At 48.6% G+C, this 14343-nt stretch carries 12 protein-coding genes; 9 read left to right on the top strand and 3 right to left on the bottom strand.

Going from position 1 to position 14343, the window contains the following annotated elements:
• Nucleotides 1-17 precede the first annotated feature (17 nt).
• Both proQ and PGW97_RS08140 read right to left on the bottom strand, forming a co-directional pair.
• Nucleotides 18-665, bottom strand: a complete 648-nt coding sequence (proQ, locus tag PGW97_RS08145) for an RNA chaperone ProQ (RefSeq protein WP_047886703.1) — start codon at nucleotides 663-665, stop codon at nucleotides 18-20.
• A gap of 109 nt (nucleotides 666-774) precedes the next feature.
• Complete coding sequence (locus PGW97_RS08140) at nucleotides 775-1233, bottom strand: GAF domain-containing protein (protein WP_217392535.1); 459 nt, start codon at nucleotides 1231-1233, stop codon at nucleotides 775-777.
• A gap of 83 nt (nucleotides 1234-1316) precedes the next feature.
• On the opposite strand from PGW97_RS08140, the gene PGW97_RS08135 reads away from it, so the two are divergent.
• From PGW97_RS08135 to PGW97_RS08110, 6 genes are all read left to right on the top strand, one after another.
• A complete protein-coding gene (locus tag PGW97_RS08135) occupies nucleotides 1317-3149 on the top strand; it encodes an ABC transporter ATP-binding protein (RefSeq protein ID WP_273857032.1) in 1833 nt (610 codons plus the stop codon).
• Between the two features lie 139 nt (nucleotides 3150-3288).
• Nucleotides 3289-4518 (top strand): paraquat-inducible protein A, encoded by a 1230-nt coding sequence (locus tag PGW97_RS08130; protein ID WP_273857030.1) that lies wholly within the window; start codon nucleotides 3289-3291, stop codon nucleotides 4516-4518.
• The gene (locus tag PGW97_RS08125) at nucleotides 4466-7093 is read left to right on the top strand and encodes a PqiB family protein (protein WP_273857028.1); all 2628 of its coding nucleotides are present in this window, start codon (nucleotides 4466-4468) and stop codon (nucleotides 7091-7093) included. Before PGW97_RS08130 ends, PGW97_RS08125 begins: the two co-directional genes overlap by 53 nt.
• 118 nt (nucleotides 7094-7211) lie before the next feature.
• Complete coding sequence (gene rsmF, locus PGW97_RS08120) at nucleotides 7212-8642, top strand: 16S rRNA (cytosine(1407)-C(5))-methyltransferase RsmF (RefSeq protein WP_273857026.1); 1431 nt, start codon at nucleotides 7212-7214, stop codon at nucleotides 8640-8642.
• A 507-nt stretch (nucleotides 8643-9149) separates the two neighbouring features.
• Nucleotides 9150-9737, top strand: coding sequence for an FMN-dependent NADH-azoreductase (locus tag PGW97_RS08115; RefSeq protein ID WP_047886698.1), 588 nt, complete (start codon nucleotides 9150-9152; stop codon nucleotides 9735-9737).
• Nucleotides 9738-9947: 210 nt separating this feature from the next.
• Nucleotides 9948-10424, top strand: a complete 477-nt coding sequence (locus PGW97_RS08110) for a hypothetical protein (RefSeq protein WP_273857024.1) — start codon at nucleotides 9948-9950, stop codon at nucleotides 10422-10424.
• Nucleotides 10425-10533: 109 nt separating this feature from the next.
• On the opposite strand, the gene PGW97_RS08105 is transcribed toward PGW97_RS08110, so the two are convergent.
• On the bottom strand, nucleotides 10534-10845 hold the full coding sequence (locus tag PGW97_RS08105; protein ID WP_047886696.1) for a DUF496 family protein: 312 nt from the start codon (nucleotides 10843-10845) through the stop codon (nucleotides 10534-10536).
• Between the two features lie 460 nt (nucleotides 10846-11305).
• Here PGW97_RS08105 and cspE (PGW97_RS08100) point away from each other — a divergent pair, with 460 nt between their 5' ends.
• The 3 genes from cspE (PGW97_RS08100) (at nucleotide 11306) to PGW97_RS08090 (ending at nucleotide 14099) form a co-directional block, all read left to right on the top strand.
• On the top strand, nucleotides 11306-11515 hold the full coding sequence (cspE, locus tag PGW97_RS08100; protein ID WP_047886695.1) for a transcription antiterminator/RNA stability regulator CspE: 210 nt from the start codon (nucleotides 11306-11308) through the stop codon (nucleotides 11513-11515).
• Nucleotides 11516-11888: 373 nt separating this feature from the next.
• Nucleotides 11889-12095, top strand: a complete 207-nt coding sequence (gene cspE, locus PGW97_RS08095; protein ID WP_047886694.1) for a transcription antiterminator/RNA stability regulator CspE — start codon at nucleotides 11889-11891, stop codon at nucleotides 12093-12095.
• A gap of 423 nt (nucleotides 12096-12518) precedes the next feature.
• Nucleotides 12519-14099, top strand: coding sequence for a bifunctional metallophosphatase/5'-nucleotidase (locus tag PGW97_RS08090; protein WP_273857018.1), 1581 nt, complete (start codon nucleotides 12519-12521; stop codon nucleotides 14097-14099).
• The last annotated feature ends 244 nt before the right edge of the window (nucleotides 14100-14343 follow it).

Genomic DNA, 14343 nt, shown 5'->3' with positions numbered 1-14343 from the left:
GCGTCGAACATTCTCCTTTATGAACGAAGGTGCTCCGCTTTCACTACCATGGTCAGACCATTTGATAGTCGCACTCGCACGTCGTCCTTACTAATTTCAACGATAGTCGCCGGCATGTTTCCGTTGCCCATGTTCACACTAACGTCTTTGCCGACAACAACTTCATCAGCAGCCAGTGCACGGGTCGTTTCTGCAGGCTTTTTATTTAGCTTAGTCGTTTTTTGCTTGGTGTTCTTTGGTTTAGCAGTTTTGGCGCGAATTTTTTTCGCTTTAGCTTCACCGTCTTTCTCACCCGCTGCCGCTTTCGCTTCAGCTTGTGCTTTACGACGTTCACGAACCTTGGCTTTGCTTTCTTCAAGTGCCTTTTGCGCGTGCTCAACATGTTCTTGTTCTAGCACACCGCACTCGTTGCCATCAAGGTCTACACGACTTACGCCTGCTTTCACACCGTGAAGATAACGCCAGGAAGAAGTGTATTGACGAAGCGCTGTACGCAGCTGAGTCTTGCTTACCTTCGGGTCATCACTAAGGCGCTCAGCCAGATCCTGGAAGATACCAATCTTCAGAGGCTTGGCTTCACCTTCAACAGTAAAACATTTCGGGAAACGCTCAGCAATATAGGCAATCACTTCTTTACTGTTCGTTAGCTTTTCAGAGTTTTCCATGGACTTTCCTGACACATGCGAGTCTTCCCCGCAGTTAGTACATAAATCAAAAAGAAATTGTTCCGCTATTATAATTACCTAACGCCGAAAAACCACCGAAAGCATCTAATTAGAGTCTTTTTTGTAGTTCTTCCAACATATATACCAAACCGTCTTCATCGGATTGGCTAAATCTTGATAATTTTGGACTATCAATATCCAATACACCGTATAGCTCACCATTCACATGAAGTGGAATGACAATTTCGGAATTGCTGGCTGCGTCACAGGCAATGTGGCCTTCAAACTGATGAACATCTTCAACACGCTGCACTTTGTCTTCCGCAACCGCAGTACCGCAAACACCACGGCCAACCGGAATACGTACACATGCCGGTTTACCCTGGAACGGCCCCAGAACAAGTTGATCCTCTTTCAGAATATAGAAACCTACCCAGTTAATATCTTCTAACTCCATCGCCAGCAGCGCACTAATATTAGACATATTAGCGATCAAATCAGGTTCACCTTCAACCAGCGCGACGGCTTGCTTCGTTAGTGTGTCGTAAAACCTCGTTACATTTTCCATGGCTTACTCCTTATATAGCCGTTAAAATGACACCAATATTAGTAATAGGAATCATTATCATTGTGAAAGAAAATTCGAAACAAATGATTAACTGGTCTTGGCTGATAAAGCAAGCAAAACATCACAAATCAAGACTGGTTGCTGCAAACGTTATCGCTCTTGCTGCGACTCTGATCAGTGTCCCTATTCCGCTATTGATGCCATTGATGGTGGATGAAATTTTATTGGGTAAGCCCGCCGACGGTATCCGCTTTCTGAACCTGTTTCTTCCTGAGTCCTGGCAGCAACCCACCGCTTACATTTTACTGGTTCTGCTGTTTGTAGTGCTGATGCGCATTTCCAGCCAGGCGCTGAACATTTTACAAAGCCGTCAGTTCACCCTCGTAGCGAAAGATATTACCTATAACATGCGCCGCCACCTGATCGACAAATTGGGTCGCATCAGTATGCGTCAGTACGAAGAACGCGGCAGCGGTGGGATCACCTCTCACCTGGTAACCGATGTGGAGACCATCGACAAGTTTGTAGGTGATACTCTGAGCCGCTTCCTGATTGGTTTACTGACCGTCATCGGCACGGCCATCATTCTGCTGTGGCTCAACTGGCAGTTGGGGCTGTTTATTCTGCTGGTTAACCCCCTTGTTGTTTATGCCTCTAAGCTGATGGGCAACCGCGTAAAAACGCTGAAGAAACAAGAAAATCAGTCCTTTGAGCGTTTCCAGCAGCGGCTGGTTGAAACCCTTGACGGTATTTATCAGCTTCGTGCGGCAAACCGCGAACGTGATTTCCTGGCTCAATTGAAAAGCAGCGCCAATGACATTCGCCGCGATGCCGATAAATATGCCTGGCAATCTGAAGCCGCCGGGCGTATTTCCTTCCTTTTATTCCTGGTCGGTTTTGAACTGTTCCGGGCAATGGCAATGATCATGGTGCTGTTCACCGATTTGACCGTGGGCCAGATGTTCGCCGTGTTTGGTTACCTCTGGTTTATGCTTGGGCCGGTTCAGGAACTGCTGGGCATTCAGTTTGCCTGGTACAGTGCATCCGCAGCGATGCAGCGCCTGAATGGCCTGCTGTCTATAGAAGAAGAACATCGTCCGGTGCAGAAAGTTTCACCGTTTAATCGTGACAAACTGGTGGATATCGACGTCCGGAATCTACGTTTTTCATACGATGAAGATAAAGAAGTACTGCGAGGGCTGAACCTGACTATCCCTGCCGGCAAACGTGTTGCTCTGGTGGGCTCTTCCGGTGGTGGCAAGTCGACGCTGATTCAGCTGTTACTCGGTATCTACCAGAAAGACGACGGCGAGATTCTGGTGAACGGCCATCCGATCGAAGATGTCAGCTACGAAGCCCTGCGTGACAGGATGGCAGTGGTCTTACAACATCCTGTTCTCTTTAATGATACGATGCGCCACAACCTGACTCTGGGTGGTGAGTACAGTGACGAGCAGTTGTGGCAAGCTCTGAAAATTGCCCAGATGACCGACGTCACCCAGCGCCTGACCGAAGGGCTGGATACGATCATTGGCCGTCAGGGCATCAAGCTTTCCGGTGGGCAACGCCAGCGATTGGCTATCGCACGTATGATTCTGACCGATCCTGAGTTTGTGATTCTGGATGAAGCGACTTCTGCCCTAGACACCGCGACGGAAGCGGCACTGCACACGGCACTGAATCAGTTTTTGGCAGGCCGCACGACGCTGATTGTGGCGCACCGTTTATCTGCCGTTAAACAAGCCGATGTAATCTATGTGCTGGAAGATGGTCAAGTCAGTCAAAGTGGTACCCACTATGAACTGGTCAACCGGGAAGGGCTGTATCAGACCCTGTATGGCAGCGTTCAGTCTGCTGAGCCGGTAAATTCTGAGTCACCGGCCACACTCTCAGTAGCCAGAGCTAACTTAAAATAATAATATAGCGTTCATTTTTAAGGGCTTAGTCCATTATTGTTTTACCAGTACTGATAAATCGAATGATGGGCAGGCCCTTTTTGATAAAAATTGCCCAAGCCTTAACCAAATTTTGGGATTGTTAAAGGATTAAACCCTCATGACAACAGCGAGACGATGTCCCGGTTGCGACCTGCCCGTTATGCCGCAAGTTGCCCGACACGGACAAAGCGCTTACTGCCCGCGATGCCAGACCCGGCTTTATCGCGGCAGTACTGTTCGCTTTACCGGCGAACTCGCTATTGCCTGCGCCTGCCTGATACTGTTCATTCCGGCGCATTTTTTTCCGTTGATCACCATTCGTCTGTTCGGGGTTATGATTCCGGCAACACTGCCTTCCGGCACCCTGACGCTAGCCAGTGATTTTCCGGCGGTTGCTTTACTGATCCTGTTTTGCAGCTCGATTGCCCCATTTCTGGTCAGCACTGCGGTTATTACTGCCCAGCTTGGCCTGAAGTTTCGCAAGTTCGGGTTATTCCATCGATCAATGTGGATTCTGGAACATCTCAAGCACTGGGCCATGTTCGATGTCTTTCTGGTCAGCCTGGGCGTCTCCTGCTTTAAAGTGCAGGATTATGCCGATATTTTTGTCGGCCCCGGTTTGTACTCTCTTGTGCTCCTCCAGTTACTGATGGGGATCTTACTGGCGCGTCTGAGCGTCAATCGCTACTGGGAAGCCTGGCAGCCTGAGACCGACCATAAGCAAACCGAGTTTTCGTTACATTGTCACAGCTGCCATATGACACAGGGCGACCACAGCCATTGTGTGCGCTGTGGTGAATCTCTTTACAAACGTATGCCCCATTCCATCCAGAAAACCTGGGCATATTTACTGGCCGCTACCGTCTTTATTTTTCCGGCCAACCTGTATCCAATTTCAATCTTCCTCAATAACGGTAAACGTGTTGAAGACACCATTTTTTCGGGAGTCGCGACACTGGTAAAAACCGACATGGTGGGCATCGCCATCATCATTTTTGTTGCCAGTATCGTGGTACCTGTCGCCAAGATCCTTGGGCTAGGATTCATTCTGCTGACCATCCAGTTCAAGCGCAAAGTTAACCATCTGCAACGAATGAAGCTCTACCGCTTTATTCAGTGGATTGGGAAATGGTCGATGATGGACTTGTTTGTTATCTCGATCATGGTGACGCTGATTGACCGCGACCAACTCCTGGATTTCACGCCCGGCCCGGGGGCAATTGCCTTTGGTGTCGTAGTGGTGCTAACCATGCTTGCCGCTGAAAGCTTAGATTCTCGTCTGATATGGGACAACTATGAACAACGGACTCAACAACCAACAACCCGAACCGGTCAACATCAAGCGTGATCGGGGCATCTCGCCGCTGTGGATATTACCGTTACTGGCATTAATGCTGGCCGGATGGCTGATTTATCAGGCGGTCAACGACGCCGGTGAACGCATTCGTATTCACTTTAACGATGCCGCCGGTCTGGTCGCCGGGCGCACGACGATCCGCTATCAGGGGCTTGAAGTGGGTATCGTCCGGGATGTTAACCTGTCTGATGACCTGCAAAGCATTTATGTTGAGGCCGATATTTATCCTGAAGCCGTTCAGACCCTCAAAGAAGGCACCCGTTTCTGGCTGGTGAAACCCAAAGCGTCGATAACCGGTATTTCGGGGCTCGATGCACTGGTTTCCGGTAACTACATTGCCCTTCAGCCGGGTCAGGGAAAATTCGCCAATGAGTTTAGCGCGCTGGACAGCCAACCGGCAGATACCCCGGTAGGCGAAGGACTGAAAATCCAGCTACGCGCCCCTAGCCTCGGTGCGCTGACTATTGGTTCCCAGGTACTGTACAAACAGATCCCGGTTGGTGAAGTGTTCAACTATACCCTGAGCAAAGACCGCAAGCGCGTGGTCATCGATGTGCTGATCAAACCGGCGTATGCGAGTCTGGTCACAAATAAAAGCCGGTTCTGGAATGTCAGCGGAATGAGCGCGAACATCGACTTTAATGGTGTCGATATTCAGTTTGAAAGCCTGTCAGCCATGCTCAGCGGCGCAATCGCATTTGACTCGCCTGACGAAGGACTGGCCATTGAGGCTAATCACCTTTTCCGTCTCTACCCGGATCTCAACACTGCCGGTCGTGGTATTGCGATCAGCGTTGCTCTGCCTGAAGACAACAACATCAGTGCCAGTGGTGCGCCGATTGTTTACCGTGGACTGAAGATTGGACAGATATCAGATGTTCGTCTTGACCACGACCGCAAGAAAATCATTGCTCAGGCGGCGATTGACCCAAGCATGAGCGATCTGCTGACCACTGGTTCAAAAATGCTGCTGGAAGAAGCTGAGCTTTCTCTTAACGGAGTAAAAAACATCAGCAACCTGATCCGTGGCAATTACCTGACGCTGATTCCCGGCGCCGGTGAAAGTACCCGAAAATTCGTTGCTATCAGCCAGGATGAACTGCAGGAGCAGCAACCGGGCGTGGCCACCTTCTCACTCTACGCTGAAGACAGCTATGGGATTAAGCGCGGCACCAAGATCCGCCATCGCGGCCTGGAAGTGGGTCGGGTGAAATCTGCCCGTCTGCAAGGTGATCGCGTACGTTTTGACGTTATTATCATGCCGGAATACACCGCACTGGTTCGCTCCGGCAGCCGCTTTTACATTGACGGCGGTATTCAGGCTAACCTGAGCACTCGCGGACTGGACGTCAACATCCCGCCCGCCGATCAGCTCATCAATCAGAGCATTTCGTTTACCACCAGCGGGAGTCATAAGATTCAGTCAACGTACCCGCTTTACCGCAGTAAGCAACTGGCAACGCTGGCCGCAGAGAAAGCACAAGGATTCTCCAGCTTTACCCTGTTTGCCGAAGAGCTGCCGCCTGTTACGGAAGGTTCCCCGGTGTTGTACCGCAACATGCCAGTGGGTGAAGTGCAAAACTACGCCCTCACCCGTGACGGCGTCACCATTGGTGTTCGTATCAGTAACAGTTACCGGCATTTGATCACGCCTGACACCGTATTCTGGAATCGATCCGGCGTCGAAGTTGAAGCCGGATTATCAGGAGTGAAGCTAAAAGCCGCCCCTATTGCTGCTCTTGTTCAGGGTGGGATTGCCTTTGACAATATCAGCGGTGTGGCGAACCGGGTCGGCAACCGATACAAGCTGTACAGCAGCCTGCAGGATGCGCAGGATTTCGGCCTGCTGATTACCCTGACAGCCGACGATGCCAGAAATATCACGACCAACACCGATATTCGTTATCAGGGGGTCAATGTCGGTAAAGTGATTGAAACCCACCCGGATTTCAATACCGGCAAAGTGCTGATTAACGCCCGCCTGTTCCCGCAGTATGCGAAAACACTGGCGAAGAAAGACAGTTACTTCTGGGTTGTGACGCCAAAAATCAGTCTGAGCGGCACCAAAAACCTCGACTCTTTGCTGAGCAATTACATTTCGGTTGCCCCGGGTACCGGTTATTACGCCCAGGACTTTACCTTAGGTACATCGGAGCGCATCAATTCCGGGCTGACAGTAATTCTGGAAAGCGAAAAACGCAATTCAGTCTCTGTCGGAACCCCATTGCTATACCGTGATGTTCAGGTAGGCCAGGTGGTGGATGTTGCATTGGGCGATTTGGCAGACCGCGTGATCATTAAGGCCCATGTGGAGCCTAACTTCGATCATCTGGTACGCACCAATACCGTGTTCTGGAATGTCTCCGGGCTGGATGTGACAATCGGGTTGACCGGCGCATCCGTGCAGAGCGGTACCGTCGACAGCCTGATTAGAGGTGGCATCGCCTTTGCCACCCCGGAAGCGCAACCGCTGTTGCCGCGCGCCAAAGGTGATACCCACTATCTGCTGCATGACATTGCCAAACCGGAATGGCACACATGGCGAACTGCAATACCAAGACATTAAGTCCTTGGCATCTGTTCACATTTTATTGAAAAGGAGCGCACAGGCGCTCCTTTCTTTTACGACAAGCACCACAAGTGGTAGACTCTGCGGCCATTGCCAGATAACTGAGATTCCCATCTTGCATCCTAATATTTTTATCCCGGACGCTTTCATCGAACAAATTCGCCAGATCATGCCTGAGCACCTCAGCATGGATGAATTTATCGCTATCTGTAAAACCCCGCTTCGCCGCAGCATTCGAGTCAACACACTAAAAATCAGTGTCGACGATTTTCTAGCCCGCGTAGCCGATAAAGACTGGACCCTGACGCCGGTTCCATGGTGTGACACCGGCTTCTGGATTGAACGCGAAGATGAAGACACCGTCTCACTGGGTAACACAGCCGAACACATGGCTGGCCTGTTCTATATTCAGGAAGCCAGTTCCATGATGCCGGTTGTCGCATTACTCAAAGACAACGACCGTCTGGACTGCGTGCTGGACATGGCGTCTGCTCCAGGTTCAAAAACCACCCAGATTGCCTGTGCGATGCAAAATCGTGGCGCATTAGTGGCCAACGAACTGGCAGCCAGCCGTATTAAAGTGCTCCATTCCAACCTGCAGCGTTGCGGGGTTCATAATGCGGCGCTGACCCATTTTGACGGTTGTGTATTTGGTGGCTGGGCACCAGAAGCGTTTGACTCCATCCTGCTTGATGCTCCTTGCTCCGGTGAAGGAGCCATTCGCAAAGATGATGATGCAATGGAAAACTGGAGCCCGGAACACGTAGAAGAAATCGCGGCCATTCAGCGCGATTTAATCATCAGTGGTTTTCAGGCGCTGAAACCGGGGGGCGTAATGGTCTACTCCACCTGCACCCTGAACCTGAGTGAGAATCAAAAAGTCTGTCACTTCCTGAAAGACACCTTCGGTGAAGCGGTGGAATTTGAATCACTGGCTGGACTGTTCGACGGTGCCGACAAAGCACTGACGGAAGAAGGCTTCCTGCATGTTTACCCACAAATTTATGACAGCGAAGGTTTCTTTGTTGCCCGTATCCGGAAGTTGGCTTCTGTCGAATCTCCGGAAGTGAAAAAACGCAAAGGCAAATTCCCGTTCAGCCAGGCCAGCCGCAAAGAGGCAGACGAGATTGCCAACCAGTTCAGGCTGGATTTGGATCTGTCGATTCCTGAGGACAGCGAAATCTGGCTAAGGGATAAAGAAGTCTGGCTGTTCCCAGCCAAACTGCATGCTCTCCTGAGTGAGATCCGTTTTCAACGTATCGGTATCAAGCTGGCAGAGACCCATAAGAAAGGCTATCGTTGGCAACATGAAGCCGTGATGACACTGGCTAGAGGCAATGAAAGCACCGCTGTGGCGCTTAATGCTGAGCAAGCCAAAGAGTGGTTCATGGGACGCGATATTCGCCCGGATATGCCTGCCGGCAAAGGCGAGGTTATTGTCACCTATCGCGACTACCCGATTGGCATCGGTAAATGGGTCAGCAACCGAATTAAAAATGGCCTACCGCGCGAGCTGGTGCGTGATACGAACTTATTTGAGATCTGATGTTCATTGCTGACACATAAAAATGCATGTTGTCACTGGCAGGTATACAGATAGTCAACAGAATCTGGCTATTAGGCTGAAATATTTGTTAACTATCAGAGTTGAATGACATTCTAAGCAGTGATACTGGCAAATTATACTGCTTGAACTACCATTGATAGTGTAATTGATCTCCATTTACTAACCAGTTAGCGCAAGGCTCTCACGAGCCATTCCCCTAAGCCCGAAACAGGAGTCGTTTCGGGCTATTTTTTACCTTGTCAGCCGCCCCCTAGCTATTCAGTTTTTTCCACCTCGTATCTGAAATCACATTAAAACGCTGTCTTGAAAACAAAATCCGCTGGGCCATCCGCCAAAAAATTAATTGAAAATCAGATAGCTACATGGATTGATTTGTAATTCAATTTTTTTGAACAAGTCGCGCGATTTTTTCCGCTATCATCCTCTGCGCCTGACTCTTATAGTTCTCATCAAGCACTACTGATTGAGATATTAAGGAATAACATCATGGCAAACGTACTCGTACTGAAATCAAGCATCCTGGGTGACTACTCACAATCAAACGGCCTGATTGATCACCTGGTTGATTCGTTACAAGGCAGCAGCATTGTAGAGCGTGACCTGGCCTCTAACCCACTGCCGGTACTGGATGGCGAGATTGCCTTTGGCCTGCGTGGCGGTGAAGAGCTGAGCCAGAAGCAGCAAGATGCATTGGCGCTGTCAGATACACTGATTGAAGAAATTAAAGCCAGCGACACCATTGTTATTGGTGCGCCTATGTATAACTTCTCTATCCCTACCCAGCTGAAAAACTGGTTTGATTTGATTGCACGCGCCGGTGTGACATTCAGCTACACTGAGAATGGACCAGTTGGTCTACTAACCGGCAAAAAAGTGATTGTGGTTACCACTCGTGGTGGTATGCACAAAGGCGGCGCAACGGATGTCATGGTGCCTTACCTGAAAACATTCCTGGGCTTTGTGGGCCTGACTGATGTTGACGTCGTGTACAGCGAAGCACTGAACATGGGTGAAGAATTGGCTGCCGAAGGCATCAAACAAGCCAAAGCAGAGCTGGATAAACTGACCGCGTAAATACGCAACACTTATCCCTCGCTATCCACCATTTTTCTATTAGGCTGAGCGTTCCATTTGCCATCGCCTTACCCGACCTGCTACCTAGCCAACATCATTCGGGTAAGGCTTTTTTCTTCCTCACTCGCAACTTTTCATTAACGCTCTACAACTTCTTCCGAAATCGTTTAAGGTCTTTCCCAATCACTAAACAAACGGAGAGCCCCATTCATGCTTTCAACCAATCCGTTTTCAGGTACTGACGCTGATCGTACCGCCATTTGGAATATGCTGGTACAGCGGGATATACAAGCTTACTGCCAGGCCAACTGGCAACTGGTAGAAAAGGACTTTTTGGCCAACGAATTCTTTGCCGTCAATGCCGGTAATCAAGCAGATCCCGGCAAATGGAACCTCGCGTTTTCAAGTCTGGAACAGTACCGGGACGAATGGCTGCGTCAGGCTAAACTGGCATCAGACACTGAGTATGCTGAACCGCTGGAGGACGCTGTCCATGCTGCTACCCGGCTTGAAGAAATTGAAATTGCGGATGGCCGGGCGATTGCTCGGAAGCAGTTTAACGGCAAGATTAAGAAAACCAATGGTGAGGTAGACATTTTACTGTGGCAAACCCTGTACTATCTGAAGAAAACAGAAGACGGCTGGAAAATCTGTGGCTTTACCGGCTACTTACCATATACGGCCTAACCACCCGCTGATTCATTGAAACAAAAAACCCGGCAACGGCCGGGTTTATTTAAGCGTTAAAGCAAGTCTCTACACGTGTATAAAAACAAGCCTCAAATTAGCGCCAGGCTTACACGTTGTGAGTGGCCAGATCCGCTTTCTTCAGCTCTTTAATGCTCTTGCTGACTTCACGGCGCTCTTTCGACAGCTCTGCACTGATGATGATGTGGTCATCCACACGATCTTCGTAATCCGCTTTCATGTTTTCGATGATTTCAACAATCTGATCGTGGGTCATGTCTGACTTGATGTAGTCCATCAGGTTTTCAAGAAGCTCAACACGCTTACGGTTGTCGCGAATTTTACGATCGTTATCCAGGATCTCGCGTTTCAGCTTGTTCTTACGGCGAGTTTGGCGAACTAGCTCTAGGATAGTGTTCATTGTTTGTCCTTATATGAATCTACAAAACCCAACTGACCCCGTTATAGCAGAAACCGCAGATGTTACTCAAGTCACATTTTAGCCAATCAGGCTGAATTTGCCCTATCTTTGATTTTTCTCAGAATTCATTAACAAATTTAATAATACCGTCTGATATCAAGTTTTTATGAAAAGGCTGTCTCTATATACAGTCTTAGGCATGGACTGTTTAACAATCTTGTATTTCATCACTTTTATCCTGTGAATTTAAGCACAATTTTCTCAGAATTAGATTTGCATTTAAGCCGGGTATGCCTAGGCTTGAAGAGACCAGTAATGTTTGGCAGTGACGCAACACCGTTAAGAATCGCTTCATCTTGCAATACTTTCAGAAGTACAGAAGAGCAAAGGGATTCATCAGTTGTTTTCAAGGTTAAATAGTATTGGCATGTATGCAGATGTAAGTTATTCAGGAGTCACCATGTCTAAAGCAACAGGTACCGTTAAGTGGTTCAATGAAGAAAAAGGGTTTGGTTTTATCACGCAAGACAACGGCGGTGCCGATGTGTTTGTTCATTTCCGCGCCATTACTGGTGATGGATTTAAAACTCTTGCAGAAGGCCAGAAAGTCAGCTTCGATACTGAACAAGGGCCAAAAGGCTTGCAAGCGGCAAATGTAGAAAAGATTTAATATTTTGTTCATTTCTGTCGATTTTAAAAAGGGCAAATGATGCCCTTTTTTACTTTATAGCTACTTTTCAGCACAAAAATTCATTTTTATTTTCTTTTTCACTATCTTAACCTACAACCGACCTCACATTTTTCCCCTAAATCGTTATACTTTCAAAGTATTTGCTTGCCACACACTTCCGGCTGTGGCCTAATATTCCTCGGCCTGTAATGCAGTCCTATTTATGTTACAAAGTGAAATAGAAACTTCGTTCCACCGCTTTACACAGCGTCGTCCTGAAGCATTCAACGTTCTTTTGTCCATAAGTAATTCATTATGCTGGCTTAAGTGCGCAATCTAGCGTGACATCTATATTATTTTCAGGAGACACATCATGTCTAAAGCAACTGGTATCGTTAAGTGGTTCAACGACGAGAAAGGTTTTGGTTTCATCACTCAAGACAACGGTGCTGACGTTTTCGTTCACTTCCGTGCTATCACTGGTGAAGGCTTCAAATCTCTGGCTGAAGGCCAAAAAGTAGCATTCGACGTTGAGCAAGGCCAGAAAGGTCCTCAAGCTGCTAACGTAGAAAAAATCTAATTTTAGTTAGATTAAAGAATTTTTAAAGGGCGTTTTTAACGCCCTTTTTTATTTTCCGATTACCCTCGCCGCTTTCTTCTTTTCTTACCCGTTTCTTTTTCACATTCCGGGCAATCTTCATTATTCTCCCACCCTCGGTGAAATACGTCTTCTTGGCGTTTTTTAGCTTTTACTGTCTACCCTTCTCACTCCAATACCCGGGCTGACGGCAAGCGGCTCTGCAAACTGTTATCAGCAAGTGGCCCACAAGTGCAACTACGCGCAATAAAATTACAAGCACATAAAAACCACTCAAACGGTAACTTTTGATTTTCCAACCACCTGTCAGCGGCATAAATGTGATCCCACGCAATCTGCCACCTGGGGACATTTTTCTATAGTCAGCACGCAAACTGTTAATCAACACTTTAGGATGATCCCACAATGAAACTGACTTCAAACACACCGCTGGCAGCAGGTTTGCTGTTTACGTTAGCCACTCTGTCCGGACAAGCACAGGCCGAGATTAAAGAAATTACTCTGCTCCACACTAACGACATTGAAAGCGTGTATGAGCCTGTTGACGCCTTCTGGAATGATAACATTGAACGCATTGGCGGAATCCCTTACCTCGCCAGCCTGATTAAACAGGTACAGGCAAAGGAGCCAACCAGCTTTCTGATGGATGCCGGTGATATTTTTACTGGCTCTCTTGCCAAAAAAACGCAGGGTAAACTCTCTTTTGACCTGTACAGTGCCATGGGATACGACGTCATCACATTGGGCAATCACGAATTTGAGTACGGTTGGGAGACCCTGCGCGATACCATGCCGAGAGCCAGCTACCCTGTGTTGAATGCCAATATTGTGTATGAAAACGGTGATGTACCATTTGCCCAGCCCTACACTATTTTAGAGCGCGACGGCGTACGCATTGGCGTTATCGGCGTCATGGGTGTTGATGCATTCTACAACACCATGTGGAAAGGCAACCGTAAAGGGCTCACAATTAAAGACCCGACAGAAACTGCACAATACTGGGCCGATAAAATTCGTGATGATGTGGACATGATTGTTGTGCTGACTCACCAGAACAAAACAGCCCCCATGCAGACGGATAAAGAAGCCGATGATGAAGTTCAGCGCGGCTTTGACGAAGACTACGCAATGGCAGGCAAACTTAAAGGCGTGGATGTAATTTTCGGCGGTCATTCTGATCACGGCCTGTGGCAGCCAGTTGTCCACCCTGACACGGGCACCGTCATCGGTCTTACGTTTGGCCAGGGCAAATACTTGGGCTACACCAAGTTCTCCGTTGACACAGATAAACACGATGTGAAGCTACTCGAAGGCAAACTGATTCCGGTTGAATCGAACAAGCTGCCACGTGATCAAAAAACAGGGGCTCTCATTGACCACGCCCGGGCGGCTTACCCGCAATTGGCGCAGGAGATCGCCACCATTGACGCAACGGCATATCGCCGTTATTACCGTGAATCCAATATCGGTAACCTTATCGCAGACATTATGAAGGATGCCGGTCAGGCAGATATTGCGATGATCAGCTCTGGCAGCATCCGGGCCGATCTGAACAAAGGGCCGGTGACCATGGAAAAAGTCATGGATGTGTTCCCGTTTACCGACAAGCTATCAGTGGTTTCCATCAACGGTGTCCAACTGAAAGAACTTATGGAGTACAGTTACACACTGCCGTACGGTCTGGCACAGTTTGCCGGTATTCAGTCAACCTATGACAGTACTCGCCCTGAAGGAAAACGCCTGATCTCGCTGAAAGTTAACGGAGAACCAGTTAAAGCAGATAAGATGTACCGGGTCGCGACATACTCTTATGCTGCCAGCGGCGGAGATGGTTACCACATGTTTGCCAAAGGTCAGCTAGAGTCAGAAGGTAAGTCGGTAACTCAGGTACTGATTGATGGATTCAAACAACGTCAAAAACTGAACGTACCTGAGATTGGCCGCCAGACTGATGTTAGCCGTGAGCTAGCGGCTGCCGGTCAGTAAGTCCTGTTGAGCCCATGCAAACCATGGGCTCAATACATTCCCCCAGCCATCTCATCAGACAAGGTCTGCACACTAAGAGGTTTACGGTGTTTCGTAGCGAATTCAATGGTTGTAAATCCTACGGGTGCGATAATCTCGGCAATCCCGATCTCGCTCTTTACACTTATTCCGAAAGACTGGGCTATCCGGCATACCACTGTCCGCTGTGTGGTGCCTATCCTCCCGTTCTGCACAATGCTCCCAT

Origin of the sequence: Photobacterium sp. GSS17, assembly GCF_028621875.1 — a bacterium.
GTDB lineage: Bacteria > Pseudomonadota > Gammaproteobacteria > Enterobacterales > Vibrionaceae > Photobacterium > Photobacterium ganghwense.
The sequence above is the reverse complement of the archived record's forward strand: the minus strand, read 5'-3'. Positions and strand labels throughout refer to the sequence as shown.